Here is a 16,923-nt window from a genome sequence, read left to right as displayed (position 1 = left end):
TATTATGCGTAATATAAGTCATCAACGCCTTGATCCACATGTTAATTGTGACTTAAATCACATGATTTAACCAACAATGTTTTTTATGAGTAACTGAGTTAATTTTTGTGCGGCCGCTGGTAATGTCCTACGACTATTGTAGACTAACCATACCTCCGATGCTGCATTGATATTAGAAAATTTGATGTACTTTACACCATCAATCTTCATGCGAGTGAAGGACTCTGTGATAATAGAAATTCCCATGCCAGCTGCAACTAATCCTAAAATGGTCATCGCTTCACCGGCTTCTTGAGATATTTTAGGCGTGACCCCAGCGGATGTAAGCAGATTATGTATTTCATCATAAAGCGCCGTTCCCACCTCTCTTTCGAAAAAAACTAAAGGATAATCAGCCAATAAGTGAATATCGACACCTGTTTTTTCGTATTTTAATAGCGGATGCCCTTCATACACCGCAACCATGAAAGGTTCTTTAAACAATAATTGGTAATTCAATTGTTCAGGTAATTGAGTATTACGCATAATACCCATATCAATCCTACCCGTTAATAATGGTGCAAGTTGTTGTTTTGTATTCATTTGATGCATATGAATAGCGACTTCAGGGTAGGATTCACGATATTGACGTAAACACATCGTCACTTTATGCATAAAGGGGGTTGTTGAGGTGAAGCCTATAGAAAGTTCGCCTAACTCGCCCTTTTCCATTCTTGCGGCTTTCGTGGCGGCAGCTTCGACCTGAGACAATATTTGATAAGCCTCTTTAAGAAACATAGTGCCTGCGGGGGTTAAGGATACATTCCTATTATTACGCTCAAGTAACTTTGCATTGATTTGCTCTTCAAGTGACTGAATTTGCTGACTCAATGGTGGTTGAGAAATATGCAGTCGATCAGCCGCTCTCCCAAAATGTAACTCTTCTGCAACAGCCACAAAATAGCGTAAGTGTCTTAATTCAATAGCCATTTTCTTTATGATATCTTTAAAGTATTATTGGTAATTATTAATATATTAGACAAAATAGTCTGAGATTTCTATCCTTTGATCGAAATCAATTGGGTTATATGGCAAGGAAATCTCTATGGAACATTCATCAAATAGTCTTACTACTGAAGACACCGCTAACGGAACGCGGGATAACTCAAATAAGAATACTGTCCCTAAAAAGCACTATATTCAACGTGATGATGCACTATATTTGCGCGTGACACTCTCATTCTTTACCGTGGGGTTAGCCACATTTGCATTACTTTATTTTGTGCAACCGATTTTGCCGATGTTATCAGAGGATTTTAATGTTTCCCCTGCTACGGCTAGTCTCTCGTTATCATTAAGTACTGGATTAATGGCGCTAGGGCTACTGATTACTGGACCAATTTCCGATGCGATTGGACGAAAAAATGTCATGGTCGTTGCGTTAACAAGTGCGGCATTGTTCACACTGTTAAGTGCTTTTATGCAAAGTTGGCAAGGTATTTTAATTGCTAGAGCGCTCGTTGGATTATCGTTGAGTGGTGTTGCAGCGGTTGCGATGACCTACCTAAGTGAAGAAATCCATCCTAGCTATGTCGCGTTATCAATGGGATTATATATTAGTGGTAACTCTATTGGTGGAATGAGCGGACGTCTTGTTACGGGCGTTATCGCTGATTTTTATTCATGGCGTGTCGCTGTGATTTTGTTGGGCAGCCTAGCTTTAATTGCTGCAATTGGCTTTTGGCGGTTATTGCCACCTTCACAACATTTTAGAGCAAGCTCTTTAAAACCCAAAAATTTGTGGATTAACTTACGCCTTCATTTTCGTGATAAAGGTTTACCATGGTTATTTGTTGAAGGCTTTGTTTTGATGGGAGGGTTTGTCACTATGTATAACTATATTGGTTATCGATTACTTGAAGCCCCCTATCATTTTAGCCAAGCTACTGTTGGCTTATTATCAATAATTTATTTAACAGGTACATATAGCGCATCGAAATCCGGAAGTTTAACCTCTAGATTTGGTTTGGGAAGTGTGCTGATTGCTGCATTAGTTCTCATGTTGTCAGGGATCTTGTTAACACTATTTTCGAGTTTTTGGCTCATCCTTTTGGGCATGACGGTGTTAACAGCTGGGTTCTTTTCTGCTCATTCAGTCGCCAGTAGTTGGGTTGGACACCGAGCTAAACGGGCTAGAGGCCAAGCTTCTTCACTTTACTTGTTTAGTTATTATGCAGGTTCAAGTATTGCAGGAACTGTTGGCGGGATTTTTTGGTTGCAATTTGGATGGGCTGGCGTTGCTTGGTTTATTGCTGGGCTGCTTCTTATTGGTATGCTAATCGCTTACAAATTAAAGGCTAACTGCTGATCAAGCCAGTGTCTTTGCTTTATCAATACCTATTAAATGATGAAATTTATTTTGTGAGTTTGATTCAGTGAAAATGTTGCTCTCAACAACGATGAGGGCAACCAATGAAAAATCTATTTTTACTTCCTTTTCTACTCTGTTTTTCAACATTTATATTCGCGCACGGCTATGTATTTGAACCACAAAGCCGTGCTTACCTGTGTAATCAAAAGCTCAATGCCGAGTGTGGTGCAATACAATATGAGCCACAATCTCTTGAAGCTGCAAAAGGTTTCCCTTTATCAGGCCCTATAGATGGTCAAATCGCAAGTGCGGGTATTACTCGCTTTGCTGAACTTGATGTGCAAACAGCCGCTCGTTGGAGCAAAAATGATCTTCATCACTCTCAACAAACGTTTAAATGGTATTTAACTGCCAGACATTCAACATCTAAGTGGGAATACTTTATTACCAAGCCGAATTGGAACCCTAATTTACCAATAAGCCGTAATCAATTAGTTTTAACACCATTTTGCCAGTATGATGAACCCAAACGCCCTGGTTCAGTCGTCGAGCATCATTGTACATTACCAAAAGAAAATTTAGGCTATCAACTGGTGTTAGCGGTTTGGACGATTGCTGATACGGGTAATGCTTTTTATCAAGTGATAGACCTCAATATCAAATAAGACTTTTTATAAAGGGGAAAAGAAGTCCCCTTTCGTTCTGTTAGACAGATTTATTTTGCACGATGCTGAATATTTGTTATATTTTCAATAAACAGAATGTTGTAACTAAATGGGTATATTGGCTTATGACAAATGCTAAATATGAGCTTATAAATTGCTTTAATCAATTAGAGAACAAAATAAGTAAGTTTAGTCATCTCATGGCTGAACAGCCCGTTTTTTCTGCCTCCGTATTTCGTCTCCCTGAAATTATGAAAGGTGATGAAAATAATGAAATAAAACATATTGAGGTTGAGAAAATAACAGGAAAAGATGCAATCAATCATGCTATAGCGCATTTTAATTTGTTGTTTATTCATGATAAATCAGAGTTAACCAGCAACAAATCGGCAGTTAGGTTACCCGGTGCTATTTGTATAAATGCGCCCTATTCTACTTATCGGATGTTTCATTCATTACTAGAAGATATCAATGAGTTAAAAGTGAAAATAAAGAAGATTGTGACTCAGCAATCTGGCGTCGATGAATCACAACGTTTTGAGTTTATTCATGATAGTCTCCATGGTCTATTGACGTTAAATACTTATCGCTCTTTAACTTATCTAACGGATGTCGATACCGTTAGATTTGGCTGGGCAAATAAAAAAGTCATCAATAAGACCACCAAAGAACAGGTATTAAATAAGTTGCAAGCCTCATTAGAAAATGGCCGTCAACCATTAGGTATACCTAGAGAACATTGGCTGAAGCAATTAGAGCAAGAAATTACTCTAATTAGTCAGCTAAATCAGGATGCCGTACTTAAAACTCAGAGACCGGTGAAAGTTCAGCCTATTGCTCGTGTTTGGGATAGCGCACAACAAAAACAGACTCAACTTGCCTGTGCCAATCCGTTAATCATATTTGCCGTCGAAAAATCATTAGATGATATTGTGATCGGTGATTTGCCGGATTATAACGCAGACAATATTACTCTTCGCAACCGCCCCCGATCAAAGCCCATAGAATTATTGATCCCTCGCCTCAACTTATATCAAGAAGTCTAGAGATAAAATGCGATGTTCGTTGGAGATTGAGCGTGATAAAAAGTACATAGATTATGCAACATAAAAAAGCACTTACTTATTGTTAAGCAAGTGCTTTTTTTAGCTTAAACTAATCTGTTAATTAGTTTTTCATGCTGCCAACCATATCTTCAGGACGAACCCACTCGTCGAACTGTTCAGCGGTTAGATAATTCAGTTTTAAAGCTGATTCTTTCAGCGTTAACCCTTCTTTATGGGCTTTTTTAGCAATTTCAGCTGCTTTATCGTAGCCAATATGGGTATTTAGTGCAGTCACTAACATCAGTGATTCATGCAGAAGTTTTTCAATGCGCTCACGGTTTGGTTCAATACCAATCGCACAGTGCTCATTGAAGCTACGCATACCATCGGCCAAGAGGCGAATTGATTGTAAGAAATTATCAATGACCATTGGACGGAATACGTTCAGCTCAAAATTACCTGAAGCACCACCAATATTGATAGCAACATCGTTACCCATAACTTGAGCACAAAGCATCGTTAGCGCTTCGCATTGTGTTGGGTTAACTTTACCTGGCATAATTGAGCTACCTGGCTCATTTTCAGGGATTGCAATCTCACCAATACCGCAACGAGGGCCAGATGCCAACCAACGAACATCATTCGCAATTTTCATCAAAGATGAAGCAAGACCTTTTAGTGCACCATGAGCGTGAACTAAAGCATCACACGTTGCTAATGCTTCAAACTTGTTAGGTGAAGTAACAAATGGTTGCCCTGTTAACTCAGCAATTTTTTTAGCGACACGTACAGCATATTCAGGGTGAGTATTTAAACCCGTACCGACCGCGGTACCGCCAAGAGCCAGTTCGCACACATGAGGTACAGAGTTTTCAATATGTTTTTCATTGTGAGCTAACATCGCTACCCAGCCAGAAATTTCTTGGCCTAACGTCAGCGGAGTTGCATCTTGTAGGTGTGTACGACCAATTTTAACGATATCTTTAAATTCTTTTGCCTTAGCATCTAATACTTTATGTAATGCTTTTAGCTCAGGAAGTAAATGTTCGCGAATAGCAACAACGGCCGCAACGTGCATAGCTGTTGGGAAGACGTCATTGGAACTTTGGCTCTTGTTAACATCATCGTTCGGGTGAATAAGACGGTCATTACCTCTTTGGCCACCTAAGATCTCACTACCACGGTTTGCAAGCACTTCATTCATATTCATGTTACTTTGAGTGCCAGAACCTGTTTGCCAGATAGCAAGAGGGAATTCTGTCGGATGCTTACCAGCGAGTACTTCGTCAGCAGCAGCGATAATCGCATCGCCACGATCTTTAGGAAGTAATCCTAAATCCATGTTAACGCTTGCAGCTGCTTTTTTAGTCACCGCTAAGGCATGGATTAAAGCAACTGGCATCTTCTCTACAGATATACGGAAATGTTCTAAAGAACGCTGGGTTTGCGCGCCCCACAACTGGTCAGCTGGTACTTCAATTGGTCCCATTGAGTCTTTTTCAATGCGAGTGGCTGCCATTACTATCTCCTTAAGTACATACACAGAATAATCGGTTTTAAAATCACCAGCTTGCAGGTAAGCTGGCAATACCCCTCTATGATGCCACACATTTAATTTCAATAATGCGACTTAACCGTGTTTATTGTATTGTAGTATCAAGGAAATAAGTTGATTTTTAGAAAAAGAGAGTTTGGCTATGCTAAAAATGATTAATAAAGTTCAAAATTATGACTGGGGAAGTAAAACTGCGCTCACACAGTTATACGCTATCCCTAACCCAGAACATTTGCCAATGGCCGAATTATGGATGGGGGCCCATCCTAAAGCGAGTTCTTATGTTGTTAACGCTAAAACCGGTCAAAAACTCTCATTAATTGATTACATTGCCAGTAATCCTGAGAAAATTCTAGGCAAAAAAGTAGCCGCGTCTTTTTCATCACGCTTGCCCTTTTTATTCAAAGTATTGTGTGCAGCAAAACCCCTTTCTGTACAGGTTCATCCGAATAAAGTTTACGCTGAGGTTGGTTTCGCTAAAGAAAATGCAGCGGGTATCCCTCTAGACTCACCTATCCGTAATTATAAAGATGATAATCATAAGCCTGAGCTAATTTATGCGCTCACCCCTTTTAAAGCGATGAATGCATTTCGCCCATTGCAAGAGATCGCCGAGTTACTTGATTTTGTTTCCGCGGCACACCCTGAAATTCAATTTTTTGTTCAATCACCGACGGAAGAAAAGCTGGCTAAATTATTTGCACAAATTCTCAGTCTTTCTGGGGAGCAGAAAGAATTAGCATTAGGTGTATTAAAAGCGGCACTTAATAGCCGCCAAGGTGAACCTTGGAATACGATAAAACAAATGGTTAGCCTTTATCCTGAAGATACTGGTTTATTTGTGCCACTTCTGCTTAATGTGATTGAGTTACAACCTGGCGAAGCGATGTTCTTATATGCAAGAACGCCACACGCATATATTGAAGGTGTAGGTTTAGAAATCATGGCAAATTCAGATAATGTCCTACGAGCTGGTTTGACCAATAAGCATATTGATGTGCCTGAATTGATAGCTAACGTTGATTTTGTTCCTAAAACAAGCAAAAGTTTACTTAGTGAACCCCAGAAATCAGGAAATATCTGTAAATACCATATACCAGTAGAAGATTTTGCATTTAATATATATTCTATTAACGGCACGGAGATAAACATAACTAATGAGACAGCTTCTATCTTATTTTGTATAGACGGTGAGTTAGTTTTGAGATCAGGCAGTGAAGAATTAAAAATCAGTTCTGGAGAATCTGTTTTTATTTCAGCCTTTGAAAAAGAAGTTCGCTTAGCAGGTATAGGTGAACTTGCTCGCGTGTATAACCTTTGATTTATTTTGCGTTTTGTTCGTCTTGATTGCACGCAAAAGACGGTTTGTTAAAACTTGTACAAAATTCATTGCATGTTGAATAACGTGCTGAAAGGATGGATGTTTATAATGAAAAAGTCATTAGTTGCAGTTGGTGTTATTATTGCTGTGGGTGCTGCTTGGACAGGGGCGTCATGGTATACTGGCTCTAAAGTAGAAAAGGAATTAAACAAAGTTATCAGCAACACTAACGCATTTTTTGCTGCAAATGCGCCAGAAGCTGGACTCACATTTAAAGTTGAAAACTTTAAACGTGGCGTATTCTCATCTCAAGCAAATATCGTTATTTCAGCAGCTGAATCAGCAGGTCCTGATGAAACTATCGTTTTCAATACCGATATTGATCACGGCCCTTTCCCGCTATCACAAGTTGCTAAATTTAACCTAATGCCGAAATTAGGTGCAGCACATATTGAATTGGCAAATAACGCTTCTACAAAAGAATTATTTGAAATAACAAAAGGTAAACCTTTTATTTCAGGTGATGCTGTAATTGGTTATAGCAAAAGTATTGATTCAGATTTAGAACTGTTACCGATTGAATATTCGAAAGAAGATGCAAGTATCTCTTTCAGCGGTTCAAAAATGGTGTTCAATACGACATCTGACCTCGAAAAAGTGGATGCATCTCTAATCACTGATAATTTAGTGATTCAAAAAGCAGATAAATCTGAGGGAATGACCTTAAAAGGATTGAAATTAATCTCTAACGTAACGAAAACTCAATATGGCTTCTATACGGGTAAACAAGAGTTTGTTATCGCAGATACTGATTTTAATATCCCTGAAGTTAAATTTTCTTTCAAAAATTTAGCTATCAATTCAGATACTGTTCTTGAAAAAGAAACGGTCAAAGGGAATTTAGCTTATAGCATTGATGGACTGACAGCGCTAGGACAAAACTTAGGTTCAGGTAAAGCGGTTCTTTCAATCGATAAATTAGATGCAAAAGCATTAGGTCAATTTGTTGAGCAGTATAACAAAGCCTTAGCAGAAGGTCTGGCAAGTGGTAATCCATCCGCTGCTGGGGAACAAATTGCTATGGATATAGTCACAAAAACATTACCTCAACTGCTGCAAAGCAAACCAACCTTTTCGATTAGCCCTGCTTACTGGAAAAATGATGCTGGACAAAGCTCAATTGACTTAAGCATGACTTTCAACAAATGGAATCAAGACGAACTGACTTCATTAGCGTTGTCGAATAAGGTTGATGAAGCAGTTAAGAGCCTGTTGACCTCTTTTGACTTTAATTTCACGCTGAATAAACCTATGGCGATCGAGTTGCTTGCTCAAGCAGCTATTTTAGATCAAGGTAAAGCTGTCGATGCTGAAATCAAAAAACAGTATGTGGAACAAGCAACAGCTGAATTTGAACAAGCACAAATGATGCTGACTTCTGATATGTTCTCTTCTCCGTTTGAAGAAATGTTTATGACTGACGAAGAACGTGCTGAAAAAGCTAAGCAGAAAAAATCACCGTGGATGGTTGAAAAAGGTAATGACCTGACAATGACTATCAAATTTGCAGGTAATGATATTACTTTCAACGCGGATAAATACACTTTAGCTGACTTCTTAACTAAGATGAAGATCATGTCTAGCCCAGAAAGCACTCTGGATTATGAAGAAGAAGAAATCATCGTTCCTGAAGTTGAAGAAGCGCCAGCTGAAGGTGCAGAAGTCGCACAACCAGCAAACTAATTTAGTTTAAAATAAATCTTAAAACGCCAGTCAATCAATTTTGACTGGCGTTTTTACATCTATACTAAGAACATATATACAACGAACTATCAGCAAGATAAAGGGATGCAATTAGTGATTAACAGACAACTGCCATTAACGGATATCCACCGCCATTTAGATGGTAATATCCGCCCTGAAACGATTCTTTCTCTCGCTCAACAGCATAATATCGCGTTGCCTGCCTATGAGCTAGAAACTCTACGCCCTCACGTACAAATCATGACGCAAGAAGCTGATTTAGTCGGATTTTTACAAAAATTAGATTGGGGAGTCGCTGTGTTAGCAGATTTAGATGCCTGCAAACGAGTGGCTCAAGAAAATGTTGAAGATGCTTATAATGCAGGCATTGACTACGCTGAACTACGTTTTTCTCCCTACTATATGGCAATGCAACACAAATTACCCATTGAAGGTGTCGTTGAAGCCGTGATTGATGGGATAATGGCGGGTTGTAAGCAGTATGATATCAAGATCAATTTAATTGGTATTTTGAGCCGGACTTTCGGACCAGAAGCTTGTTCTCAAGAATTAGCGGGTCTTCTCGCTCATCGTGATAAGCTTTGTGCGCTAGATCTTGCTGGTGACGAACTTGGTTTTCCTGGCTCCCTATTTAATACCCACTTTACCCGAGCTCGTGATGCCGGTTTGCAAATAACGGTTCATGCGGGAGAAGCGGCAGGTGCAGAGAGTATTTGGCATGCGATTAAACAGTTAGGTGCGCAAAGAATCGGTCATGGCGTTAAAGCAAATGAAGACCCAGAACTCATTGAGTACTTAGCCTCACATAAAATCGGTATTGAAAGCTGCCTAACCTCCAATATTCAAACGAGTACAGTATCATCATTATCTGCACATCCGTTGAAAATGTTTTTAAATCACGGCGTATTAGCCTCAATCAATACAGATGACCCGGCGGTTGAAGGTATTGAGCTAGACCATGAATATAATATCGCCGCTCCGATGGCAGGATTAACGCAAGCTGAAATTGAACAGGCGCAAATCAATGGATTAACGATGTCTTTTCTCAGTGAGAGCGAAAAGCAGCAATTGCGACAAAAAGCTGCCCTTCGCTAATCAGGGTATATTCCTTTTTCATTTTGGGAGGTTGGCTTAGAGAACAAACGGTTGCTAGCTATCAACTTTTGCTCTAGCGCATTAAGGCATGAGAGTTTCGAGCCGCTCTCCCGCCATAAACAACCTCCTTTAACAGTGGATAAAATCGATGTTATTGAGTTGATGGGACATAGAAATAATATATAAGATTATTATTCAATTAGTTAATAGATTGAATATTCATTTTCAACCTTACTATCCGCTGTCATTAAATGTTTAAACGGATTTTAAGATAAAGTCAGATAAGCTGTATTCTAACCCCAAACATCCCCGTTTAGGGCAGTTCAACCAAATTCTGCCCTGTTTAGCTTTTTCATTTTCATACTCAGTGGCTAATGTATGAAGTTTGTTCCTACCCATTAGTATGTTGTAACTAAATGCGAGTGTTTTATCGAGTAGATACCTCTACTCGACACAGGACTAATTATTTAGCTAAGCGCTTTGCATAGCGTTGAGCAAGAACAGCGCAAACCATCAACTGTATTTGATGGAATATCATTAATGGCAATAGTATCACTCCAACGACTGAGGCTGGGAAAAGAACATTCGCCATCGGAACACCATTAGCAAGACTTTTTTTAGAGCCACAAAATACAATCGTTATTTCATCTTCTTTGCTAAATTTAAATAGGCGAGCCGCTAATGTATTGAGCACCATAACAATAAATAAAATAAGGCAACTGATTACAGCGATCATAAAGAGTGAATAGGCATCAATACGCTGCCATATCCCTTCAACGACCGCTTCACTGAATGCAACATAAACAACCAATAATATTGATGACCGGTCGGTAATATTAATTAGTTTGCGATTCCGGTTAATCCAATTCGCTAATAACGGCCTAGAAAGGTGCCCTACGACAAATGGCAACATTAGCTGTAATAAAATAGCACCAATTGCATTCAGTGTATCCATCGCTTGGCTGCCATCTTCATCCATTAAGAAGCCCACTAAGATCGGCGATAAAAAGACCCCCAAAATGCTCGATGCTGAGGCACTACAAATTGCCGCGGCAACATTCCCGCCTGCAACAGAAGTAAATGCAATTGCCGATTGTACCGTTGCAGGTAACGCGCAAAGGTAAAGGAAGCCCATGTACACGGTTGGTGACATCCAAGTTGGCACCATGAAATGCAACCCTAAACCAATAATAGGAAATAAAATAAATGTGCTAGAAAAAACCAATAAATGCAGTCGCCAGTGTCCAATTCCGGCCATGATAGATTCGCGAGACAGCTTTGCGCCATGCATAAAAAATAACAGTGCAATTGCTGCTGTCGTTAAGTATTGAAAGCCGATTTTAATCTCCCCCTCACAAGGAAATAGGCTAGCAATTACCACAACACAAATCATGATAAGCAAGAAAGGATCAATTTTAAGTTTTGCTAACAAATTCATTTTAGTACCTAACAAAGAGCCAGCTTTTGCTGGCTCATTAATTTAAAATTAATTTTAGAAATCAATATCTACAGTACGTTTTTCTTTGGCTGAAATGATACCGGCTTCAATCAGCTTCATGATTTCAATCGCTTCTTGGGGTTGTACTGGGTTTTCGGCGCCATGACGGATTGCGTCGAAAATCTTAAGGTAATAACCACCGTAATGACCTTTTTTGTTCACCCACTCTTTAGAAATCAATTCATCGCCTTGTGACAGCGTCACAACTCCGTTACGTTCATCAACCCCCCAATTTTCATCGTTGGGTAACGCCCCACTTTTTAGTTTATCTTCTTGGGAATCAAGACCATATTTAACATAACTGCCTTTCATGCCATGGACGACATAAAGCGGAGATTCCGCCGCAGCCACGGTGGTAGCATGAAGAATCACTTTTTTATCTGCGTAATTAAGCAATACATGGAAATAATCGACGGCTTCTGCATTAGGGCGGATCATCGCTAAATCTGCATGAATACTGGTAGGCTTACCAAAAAATTGTAAGGCTTGATCTAATAAATGCGGGCCTAAATCATACCAAATTCCACCGCCGGCAACAGCCGATTCACGCCATCTTTGGCGTGTCACTGGACGATAGCGATCAAAATGAGATTCATAATATTTAATGTCACCTAAGCAGCCGTCAGCAAAGAGCTGTTTTAACGTCAAAAAGCCCGCATCCCAACGACGATTATGGTACACAGAAAGTATTTTTTCTGCTTTTTGGGCCTGTTGTTGTAGCGCTTCGGCTTCTTCAACAGTAACGGTAAAAGGTTTATCCACAACAACATGTTTACCTGCCGCTAGTGCTTGGCTCGCCAGCGGATAATGAGTATCGTTCGGTGTTGGAATAATAACTAATTCTATTTCAGGATTTGCAAGTAACTGTTCTGGAGAGGAGACTACCGTAACATTCGGCCAATCTGTCGTCACTTTATCTGGCTGACTGCTTGAAATTGCTGTCAGCTCATAACCTGGCAAAGTGGCAATAAAAGGTGCATGAAATGTTTTACTTGCATAACCATAACCAATAATACCCACTTTAATTGGTGCAGACATAATAACCTCATTTTATTAGTTTCCACAGAACGTATAAAAAGTATCACCATAACCAATTAATTAGCAAATAAAACTATGGTAGGATATCCATTGATTGATTCTATCAAAATAATTTTAAGTACCATTGAACACTGAAAAAAAGCATTTTAAACGCTAGCTTAGATGCTCTTAGGCAGGTAACAATATGTATTTGAATTATTATGAACTTAAATATGGAATAAATTGATATGACGCCTGTCTATGACCATCATCGAATTACGGGTTGGCTCCTTGCTCCAGCCGCCTTTATTTTAATGACATTTTTTGCTGTGTGCGCCATGGTAGTAATGTATTCCATTAAACTTTATCAAATTGTCACCACTATTGAGAATTGGTCCAGTTATATCCCGTTAGATTGGTGTTTATCATTTCTTATTACCGTTGTGATGGCGCTATTTACCGCTCATATTTTGAAATTGATGTTTATTCGTTCTAAACATTTCCCTCGCCGTTTTATTATTTGGCTATTAGTGTTATTGCTGTTGGGATTAAAAACCTTCGCCTTCGCTGCCGTTGAAGACGATATCGCACTAAAAACACTCGCTTGGCCACTTATTGGCGCGGGAGTCTTTGTGCCTTACATTAAAAATTCTGCCCGCGTGAAAATGACTTTCACACAAGATCGATAAGCATCACAAAAATAGCTTGTTATCATACGCTCAGTTTTACTGACATACGTCGGTCTTTGTTCTTTAATTTTGTTTTCAGGCTATGAAATGACTGATTATCTTTTACTATTTATTGGAACAGTGCTGGTTAATAACTTTGTGCTGGTAAAATTCCTTGGTCTGTGTCCATTTATGGGCGTATCAAAAAAACTCGAAACAGCCATTGGAATGGGCTTTGCTACGACTTTTGTCATGACACTTGCCTCCATCAGTTCTTGGCTGATGGACACGTTAATTTTAGTGCCTCTTGACCTTCTCTATCTACGCACCCTCAGCTTTATTTTAGTGATCGCCGTCGTTGTTCAGTTCACCGAAATGGTTGTCAGAAAAACCAGTCCAACACTCTACCGCTTATTAGGGATTTTTCTCCCACTCATTACAACTAACTGTGCTGTGTTAGGTGTTGCTCTGTTAAATATCAACCAGTCACATGGTTTTTTACAGTCAGCCGTTTATGGTTTTGCTGCCGCAGTCGGCTTCTCATTGGTCATGGTTTTGTTTGCCGCTATTCGTGAACGGCTTGCTGTTGCCGATGTCCCTGCTCCTTTTCGTGGTTCATCTATTGGCCTAGTTACTGCTGGACTTATGTCTTTAGCATTTATGGGTTTTAGTGGTTTGGTGAAATTCTAATGATGTCGTTATGGATTGCTATTGGCATTTTAGCTGTTTTGGGACTGATTTTTGGTTTAGTCCTTGGCTATGCCTCTCTACGCTTTAAAGTTGAAGAAGACCCTATTGTCGAAAAAATTGATGCGATTTTGCCTCAAAGCCAATGTGGTCAATGCAGCTACCCAGGCTGTCGTCCTTATGCGGAAGCCGTCGCTAATAATGGTGAGATGATCAATAAATGTGCCCCCGGCGGCGAGCAAGTTATGTTGAAAATTTCCGAGCTGCTGAATGTCGACCCTCAACCGATTGACGGCGATGAGAGTGCACAGAATCCCGTTCGTAAAGTTGCCATTATTGATGAGGAAAACTGTATTGGATGCACCAAATGTATCCAAGCATGTCCTGTCGATGCCATTGTTGGTGCAACCAGAGCGATGCATACCGTCATTGAAGACTTGTGTACAGGTTGCGACCTATGTGTCGCGCCCTGCCCAACCGACTGTATTGAACTGGTTCCCGTGAAAACGACGACGGCAAACTGGAAATGGGATTTAAACAGTATTCCAGTTAAAAATATTCCTGTGTCAGCTAATGAACAACAGCCCAAATCACCCTTTTCTGCGGTAAAAGGTGATGCACATGTTTAATTTATTTAACTGGCTGAAAAAAGATACTATTTGGGATTTTTCAGGCGGCATACATCCACCTGAAATGAAGCTTCAATCCAGCCAAGTTCCAATGCGCGTGGCTTCAATCCCTGAGCAGCTTATTATTCCGTTACAACAGCATTTAGGCCCTGAAGGTGAGTTAATTGTTAAAGCGGGTGATCATGTACTCAAAGGCCAACCTTTAACACGTGGTGTTGGCCGAACCGTACCTGTCCATGCTTCAACGTCCGGTACAATCACCGCAATTAAACCGATGGTTACCGCTCACCCTTCTGGCTTAAAAGAACTGTCGGTTTGCCTCAACGCTGATGGCGAAGATACTTGGTGCGAATTATTTCCTGAGCCTAATTATTTACAACTCACCCCAGCGCAACTATTGCAAAAAATTGAACAAGCAGGTATCGCCGGACTTGGGGGGGCAGGCTTTCCAACAGCCTCTAAGCTTGCCGGGGGGAAAGATGCGATCAAGACCTTAATTGTGAATGCCGCGGAATGTGAACCTTATATCACCGCGGATGATCGCCTCATGCAAGAACATGCAGATGAGGTCATCGAAGGCTGTCGCGTTTTGCAACACCTACTCAATCCTGATCAAATTCTTATTGGTATTGAAGACAATAAGCCAGACGCTATTGCGGCTTTAAAAAAAGCAATAACCACTCATGATAAGCTTATTTTTATTCGGGTCATTCCGACTAAATATCCTTCTGGCGGAGCCAAACAGCTTACTAAAATTTTGACGGGTAAAGAGGTTCCCTCCGGTGCTCGTTCATCTCAAATCGGCGTATTAATGCAGAACGTGGGAACGGTGGTTGCAATAAAACGAGCCGTGATTGATGGTCAACCTTTAATCGAACGTGTCGTGACCGTAACGGGTGAGTCGATCGCCTCTCCGGGTAACTTTTGGACTCGTCTAGGTACCCCTGTACAACACCTTTTACAACAGACAGGTTTTACGCCTGCAACTGAGCAAATGGTCATTATGGGTGGCCCATTAATGGGGTTTACTTTGCCTGACCTTAACGCGCCCGTTGTTAAGATTTGTAACTGTTTACTGGTTCCTAGTATCGAAGAGGTTGGGCAAAAGCCTCTTGAAGAAGCGTGTATTCGTTGTGGTTTATGTGTAGATGCATGCCCTGCTGCTCTGCTCCCTCAGCAACTGTATTGGTTCAGTAAAGGTAAAGAGCATGAGAAAGCACAGAAGCATAACCTATTTGATTGTATAGAATGCGGCGCTTGCGCCTATGTTTGTCCAAGTAATATTCCACTCGTGCAATATTACCGACAAGAAAAAGCAGAAATACGTGAGATTAAGCAAGAGGAACGACGGGCAGCAGAAGCAAAATTACGTTTTGAAGCGAAACAGCAGCGGATGGAACGCGAAAAACTGGCCCGAGAAGAACGCCATAAAAAATCAGCTGTTCAAGTGGAGGCATCCGATAAAGATGCTGTTGCCGCAGCCCTTGCTCGTGTAAAAGCCAAAAAATCAGCTGCCACATCCGCAATTGATGTCATTGTAGGTGCAGAGCCTGATAACAGTGCGGTTATTGCCGCAAGAGCGGCACGTAAAGAGCAAGCGAGAGCAAAACAGGCCGAGAAACAAGCCGCTACAATGATAGCAGAAGATAATACTAACGACCCACGTAAGGCTGCCGTAGCCGCTGCACTTGCTCGTGCTAAGGCGAGAAAAGCCGCGGCCGCGCAAGAAAGCAAAGGTGACACTGTCACTCAACCTACGGAAGCAAACGAGGGGAATGATCCGCGTAAGGCAGCGGTTGCCGCCGCTATTGCTCGTGCAAAAGCCAAAAAAGCGGCTCAACAGGAGGCTACTGCCTCAGAGAACGTAGAACCAACCGGCGCTGACGAACCGGCTGAGGTTGATCCACGTAAGGCAGCGGTTGCCGCCGCTATTGCTCGTGCGAAAGCCAAGAAAGCGGCTCAACAGGAGACTATCACCTCAGAGAACGTAGAACCAACCGGCGCTGACGAACCGGCTGAGGTTGATCCACGTAAGGCAGCGGTTGCCGCCGCTATTGCTCGTGCGAAAGCCAAAAACGCGGCTCAACAGGAGACTATCGCCTCAGAGAACGTAGAACCAACCGGCGCTGACGAACCGGCTGAGGTTGATCCGCGTAAGGCAGCAGTTGCCGCCGCTATTGCTCGTGCGAAAGCTAAAAAAGCGGCTCAACAGGAGGCTACTGCCTCAGAGAGCGCAGAGCCAACCAGCGCTGACGAACCAGCTGAGGTTGATCCACGTAAGGCAGCGGTTGCCGCCGCTATTGCCCGTGCTAAAGCCAAAAAAGCGGCTCAACAGGAGACTATCGCCTCAGAGAACGTAGAGCCAACCAGCGCTGACGAACCGGCTGAGGTTGATCCACGTAAGGCTGCGGTTGCTGCGGCCATTGCCCGTGCGAAAGCCAAAAAAGCAGCACAAGATAAAGCACAACTTATCGCGAAAGCCGATGAAGAGGAAATGCTTTCCCCTGCTGCTGAGCAGCCAATTGAAGAAGAAACAGATCCTCGTAAAGTCGCCGTTGCCGCAGCGATAGCTCGTGTAAAAGCGAAACAGGCTCAAAAACAAAACGAACAAACCATGACAGAGTAAGT

At 41.2% G+C, this 16,923-nt stretch carries 14 protein-coding genes; 10 read left to right on the top strand and 4 right to left on the bottom strand.

Annotation, left to right across the window (positions count from 1 at the left end):
• Positions 1 to 66: 66 nt before the first annotated feature.
• The gene (locus tag O7C57_RS10500; RefSeq protein WP_154624817.1) at positions 67 to 969 is read right to left on the bottom strand and encodes a LysR family transcriptional regulator; all 903 of its coding nucleotides are present in this window, start codon (positions 967 to 969) and stop codon (positions 67 to 69) included.
• A 115-nt stretch (positions 970 to 1,084) separates the two neighbouring features.
• Here O7C57_RS10500 and O7C57_RS10495 point away from each other — a divergent pair, with 115 nt between their 5' ends.
• The 3 genes from O7C57_RS10495 to tus all read left to right on the top strand — a co-directional run bounded on the left by O7C57_RS10495 (position 1,085) and on the right by tus (position 4,061).
• Positions 1,085 to 2,347 (top strand): MFS transporter, encoded by a 1,263-nt coding sequence (locus O7C57_RS10495; RefSeq protein WP_269723100.1) that lies wholly within the window; start codon positions 1,085 to 1,087, stop codon positions 2,345 to 2,347.
• Positions 2,348 to 2,451: 104 nt separating this feature from the next.
• Positions 2,452 to 3,015: a lytic polysaccharide monooxygenase gene (locus O7C57_RS10490; RefSeq protein WP_154624819.1), complete on the top strand. Its 564-nt coding sequence runs from the start codon at positions 2,452 to 2,454 to the stop codon at positions 3,013 to 3,015.
• A gap of 200 nt (positions 3,016 to 3,215) precedes the next feature.
• A complete protein-coding gene (gene tus, locus O7C57_RS10485; RefSeq protein WP_269723099.1) occupies positions 3,216 to 4,061 on the top strand; it encodes a DNA replication terminus site-binding protein in 846 nt (281 codons plus the stop codon).
• Between the two features lie 121 nt (positions 4,062 to 4,182).
• On the opposite strand, the gene fumC is transcribed toward tus, so the two are convergent.
• Entirely contained in the window at positions 4,183 to 5,580 is a 1,398-nt protein-coding gene (gene fumC / locus O7C57_RS10480) for a class II fumarate hydratase (protein ID WP_154624821.1), read from the bottom strand.
• Between the two features lie 178 nt (positions 5,581 to 5,758).
• Between fumC and manA the strand changes: the two genes are divergently transcribed.
• From manA to add, 3 genes are all read left to right on the top strand, one after another.
• Positions 5,759 to 6,937 (top strand): mannose-6-phosphate isomerase, encoded by a 1,179-nt coding sequence (gene manA, locus O7C57_RS10475; protein WP_269723098.1) that lies wholly within the window; start codon positions 5,759 to 5,761, stop codon positions 6,935 to 6,937.
• A 108-nt stretch (positions 6,938 to 7,045) separates the two neighbouring features.
• Positions 7,046 to 8,680: a YdgA family protein gene (locus O7C57_RS10470; RefSeq protein WP_154624823.1), complete on the top strand. Its 1,635-nt coding sequence runs from the start codon at positions 7,046 to 7,048 to the stop codon at positions 8,678 to 8,680.
• A 114-nt stretch (positions 8,681 to 8,794) separates the two neighbouring features.
• On the top strand, positions 8,795 to 9,796 hold the full coding sequence (gene add / locus O7C57_RS10465; protein WP_247047038.1) for an adenosine deaminase: 1,002 nt from the start codon (positions 8,795 to 8,797) through the stop codon (positions 9,794 to 9,796).
• Positions 9,797 to 10,259: 463 nt separating this feature from the next.
• On the opposite strand, the gene O7C57_RS10460 is transcribed toward add, so the two are convergent.
• Together O7C57_RS10460 and O7C57_RS10455 are read right to left on the bottom strand one after the other, a co-directional pair.
• Positions 10,260 to 11,234, bottom strand: a complete 975-nt coding sequence (locus tag O7C57_RS10460) for a bile acid:sodium symporter family protein (protein ID WP_154624825.1) — start codon at positions 11,232 to 11,234, stop codon at positions 10,260 to 10,262.
• A 54-nt stretch (positions 11,235 to 11,288) separates the two neighbouring features.
• The gene (locus O7C57_RS10455) at positions 11,289 to 12,332 is read right to left on the bottom strand and encodes an oxidoreductase (protein WP_163861587.1); all 1,044 of its coding nucleotides are present in this window, start codon (positions 12,330 to 12,332) and stop codon (positions 11,289 to 11,291) included.
• A 227-nt stretch (positions 12,333 to 12,559) separates the two neighbouring features.
• Here O7C57_RS10455 and O7C57_RS10450 point away from each other — a divergent pair, with 227 nt between their 5' ends.
• From O7C57_RS10450 to rsxC, 4 genes are all read left to right on the top strand, one after another.
• Positions 12,560 to 13,000, top strand: coding sequence for a DUF2569 domain-containing protein (locus O7C57_RS10450; protein WP_250000457.1), 441 nt, complete (start codon positions 12,560 to 12,562; stop codon positions 12,998 to 13,000).
• An 87-nt stretch (positions 13,001 to 13,087) separates the two neighbouring features.
• Positions 13,088 to 13,669 (top strand): electron transport complex subunit RsxA, encoded by a 582-nt coding sequence (gene rsxA, locus O7C57_RS10445; RefSeq protein WP_154624828.1) that lies wholly within the window; start codon positions 13,088 to 13,090, stop codon positions 13,667 to 13,669.
• Positions 13,669 to 14,295, top strand: coding sequence for an electron transport complex subunit RsxB (gene rsxB, locus O7C57_RS10440; protein WP_154624829.1), 627 nt, complete (start codon positions 13,669 to 13,671; stop codon positions 14,293 to 14,295). The genes rsxA and rsxB overlap by 1 nt, the downstream gene beginning before the upstream one ends.
• On the top strand, positions 14,288 to 16,921 hold the full coding sequence (rsxC, locus tag O7C57_RS10435) for an electron transport complex subunit RsxC (protein WP_269723097.1): 2,634 nt from the start codon (positions 14,288 to 14,290) through the stop codon (positions 16,919 to 16,921). Before rsxB ends, rsxC begins: the two co-directional genes overlap by 8 nt.
• Positions 16,922 to 16,923: the final 2 nt, after the last annotated feature.

Source organism: Providencia sp. 21OH12SH02B-Prov (assembly GCF_027362595.1).
Taxonomy (GTDB): domain Bacteria; phylum Pseudomonadota; class Gammaproteobacteria; order Enterobacterales; family Enterobacteriaceae; genus Providencia; species Providencia zhejiangensis.
Note: the sequence above shows the minus strand (reverse complement) of the source record. Positions and strands in the feature narration are given on the sequence as shown.

What these genes read in the sequence shown, in the direction of transcription:
- rsxB (WP_154624829.1), top strand. Translation starts at nt 13,669, where the DNA reads ATGATGTCGTTATGGATTGCTATTGGCATTTTAGCTGTTTTGGGACTG.
- rsxA (WP_154624828.1), top strand. Translation starts at nt 13,088, where the DNA reads ATGACTGATTATCTTTTACTATTTATTGGAACAGTGCTGGTTAATAAC.
- O7C57_RS10495 (WP_269723100.1), top strand. Translation starts at nt 1,085, where the DNA reads ATGGAACATTCATCAAATAGTCTTACTACTGAAGACACCGCTAACGGA.
- O7C57_RS10455 (WP_163861587.1), bottom strand. Translation starts at nt 12,332, where the DNA reads ATGTCTGCACCAATTAAAGTGGGTATTATTGGTTATGGTTATGCAAGT.
- O7C57_RS10450 (WP_250000457.1), top strand. Translation starts at nt 12,560, where the DNA reads ATGACGCCTGTCTATGACCATCATCGAATTACGGGTTGGCTCCTTGCT.
- O7C57_RS10490 (WP_154624819.1), top strand. Translation starts at nt 2,452, where the DNA reads ATGAAAAATCTATTTTTACTTCCTTTTCTACTCTGTTTTTCAACATTT.
- manA (WP_269723098.1), top strand. Translation starts at nt 5,759, where the DNA reads ATGCTAAAAATGATTAATAAAGTTCAAAATTATGACTGGGGAAGTAAA.
- tus (WP_269723099.1), top strand. Translation starts at nt 3,216, where the DNA reads ATGGCTGAACAGCCCGTTTTTTCTGCCTCCGTATTTCGTCTCCCTGAA.
- fumC (WP_154624821.1), bottom strand. Translation starts at nt 5,580, where the DNA reads ATGGCAGCCACTCGCATTGAAAAAGACTCAATGGGACCAATTGAAGTA.
- rsxC (WP_269723097.1), top strand. Translation starts at nt 14,288, where the DNA reads ATGTTTAATTTATTTAACTGGCTGAAAAAAGATACTATTTGGGATTTT.
- O7C57_RS10500 (WP_154624817.1), bottom strand. Translation starts at nt 969, where the DNA reads ATGGCTATTGAATTAAGACACTTACGCTATTTTGTGGCTGTTGCAGAA.
- O7C57_RS10460 (WP_154624825.1), bottom strand. Translation starts at nt 11,234, where the DNA reads ATGAATTTGTTAGCAAAACTTAAAATTGATCCTTTCTTGCTTATCATG.
- O7C57_RS10470 (WP_154624823.1), top strand. Translation starts at nt 7,046, where the DNA reads ATGAAAAAGTCATTAGTTGCAGTTGGTGTTATTATTGCTGTGGGTGCT.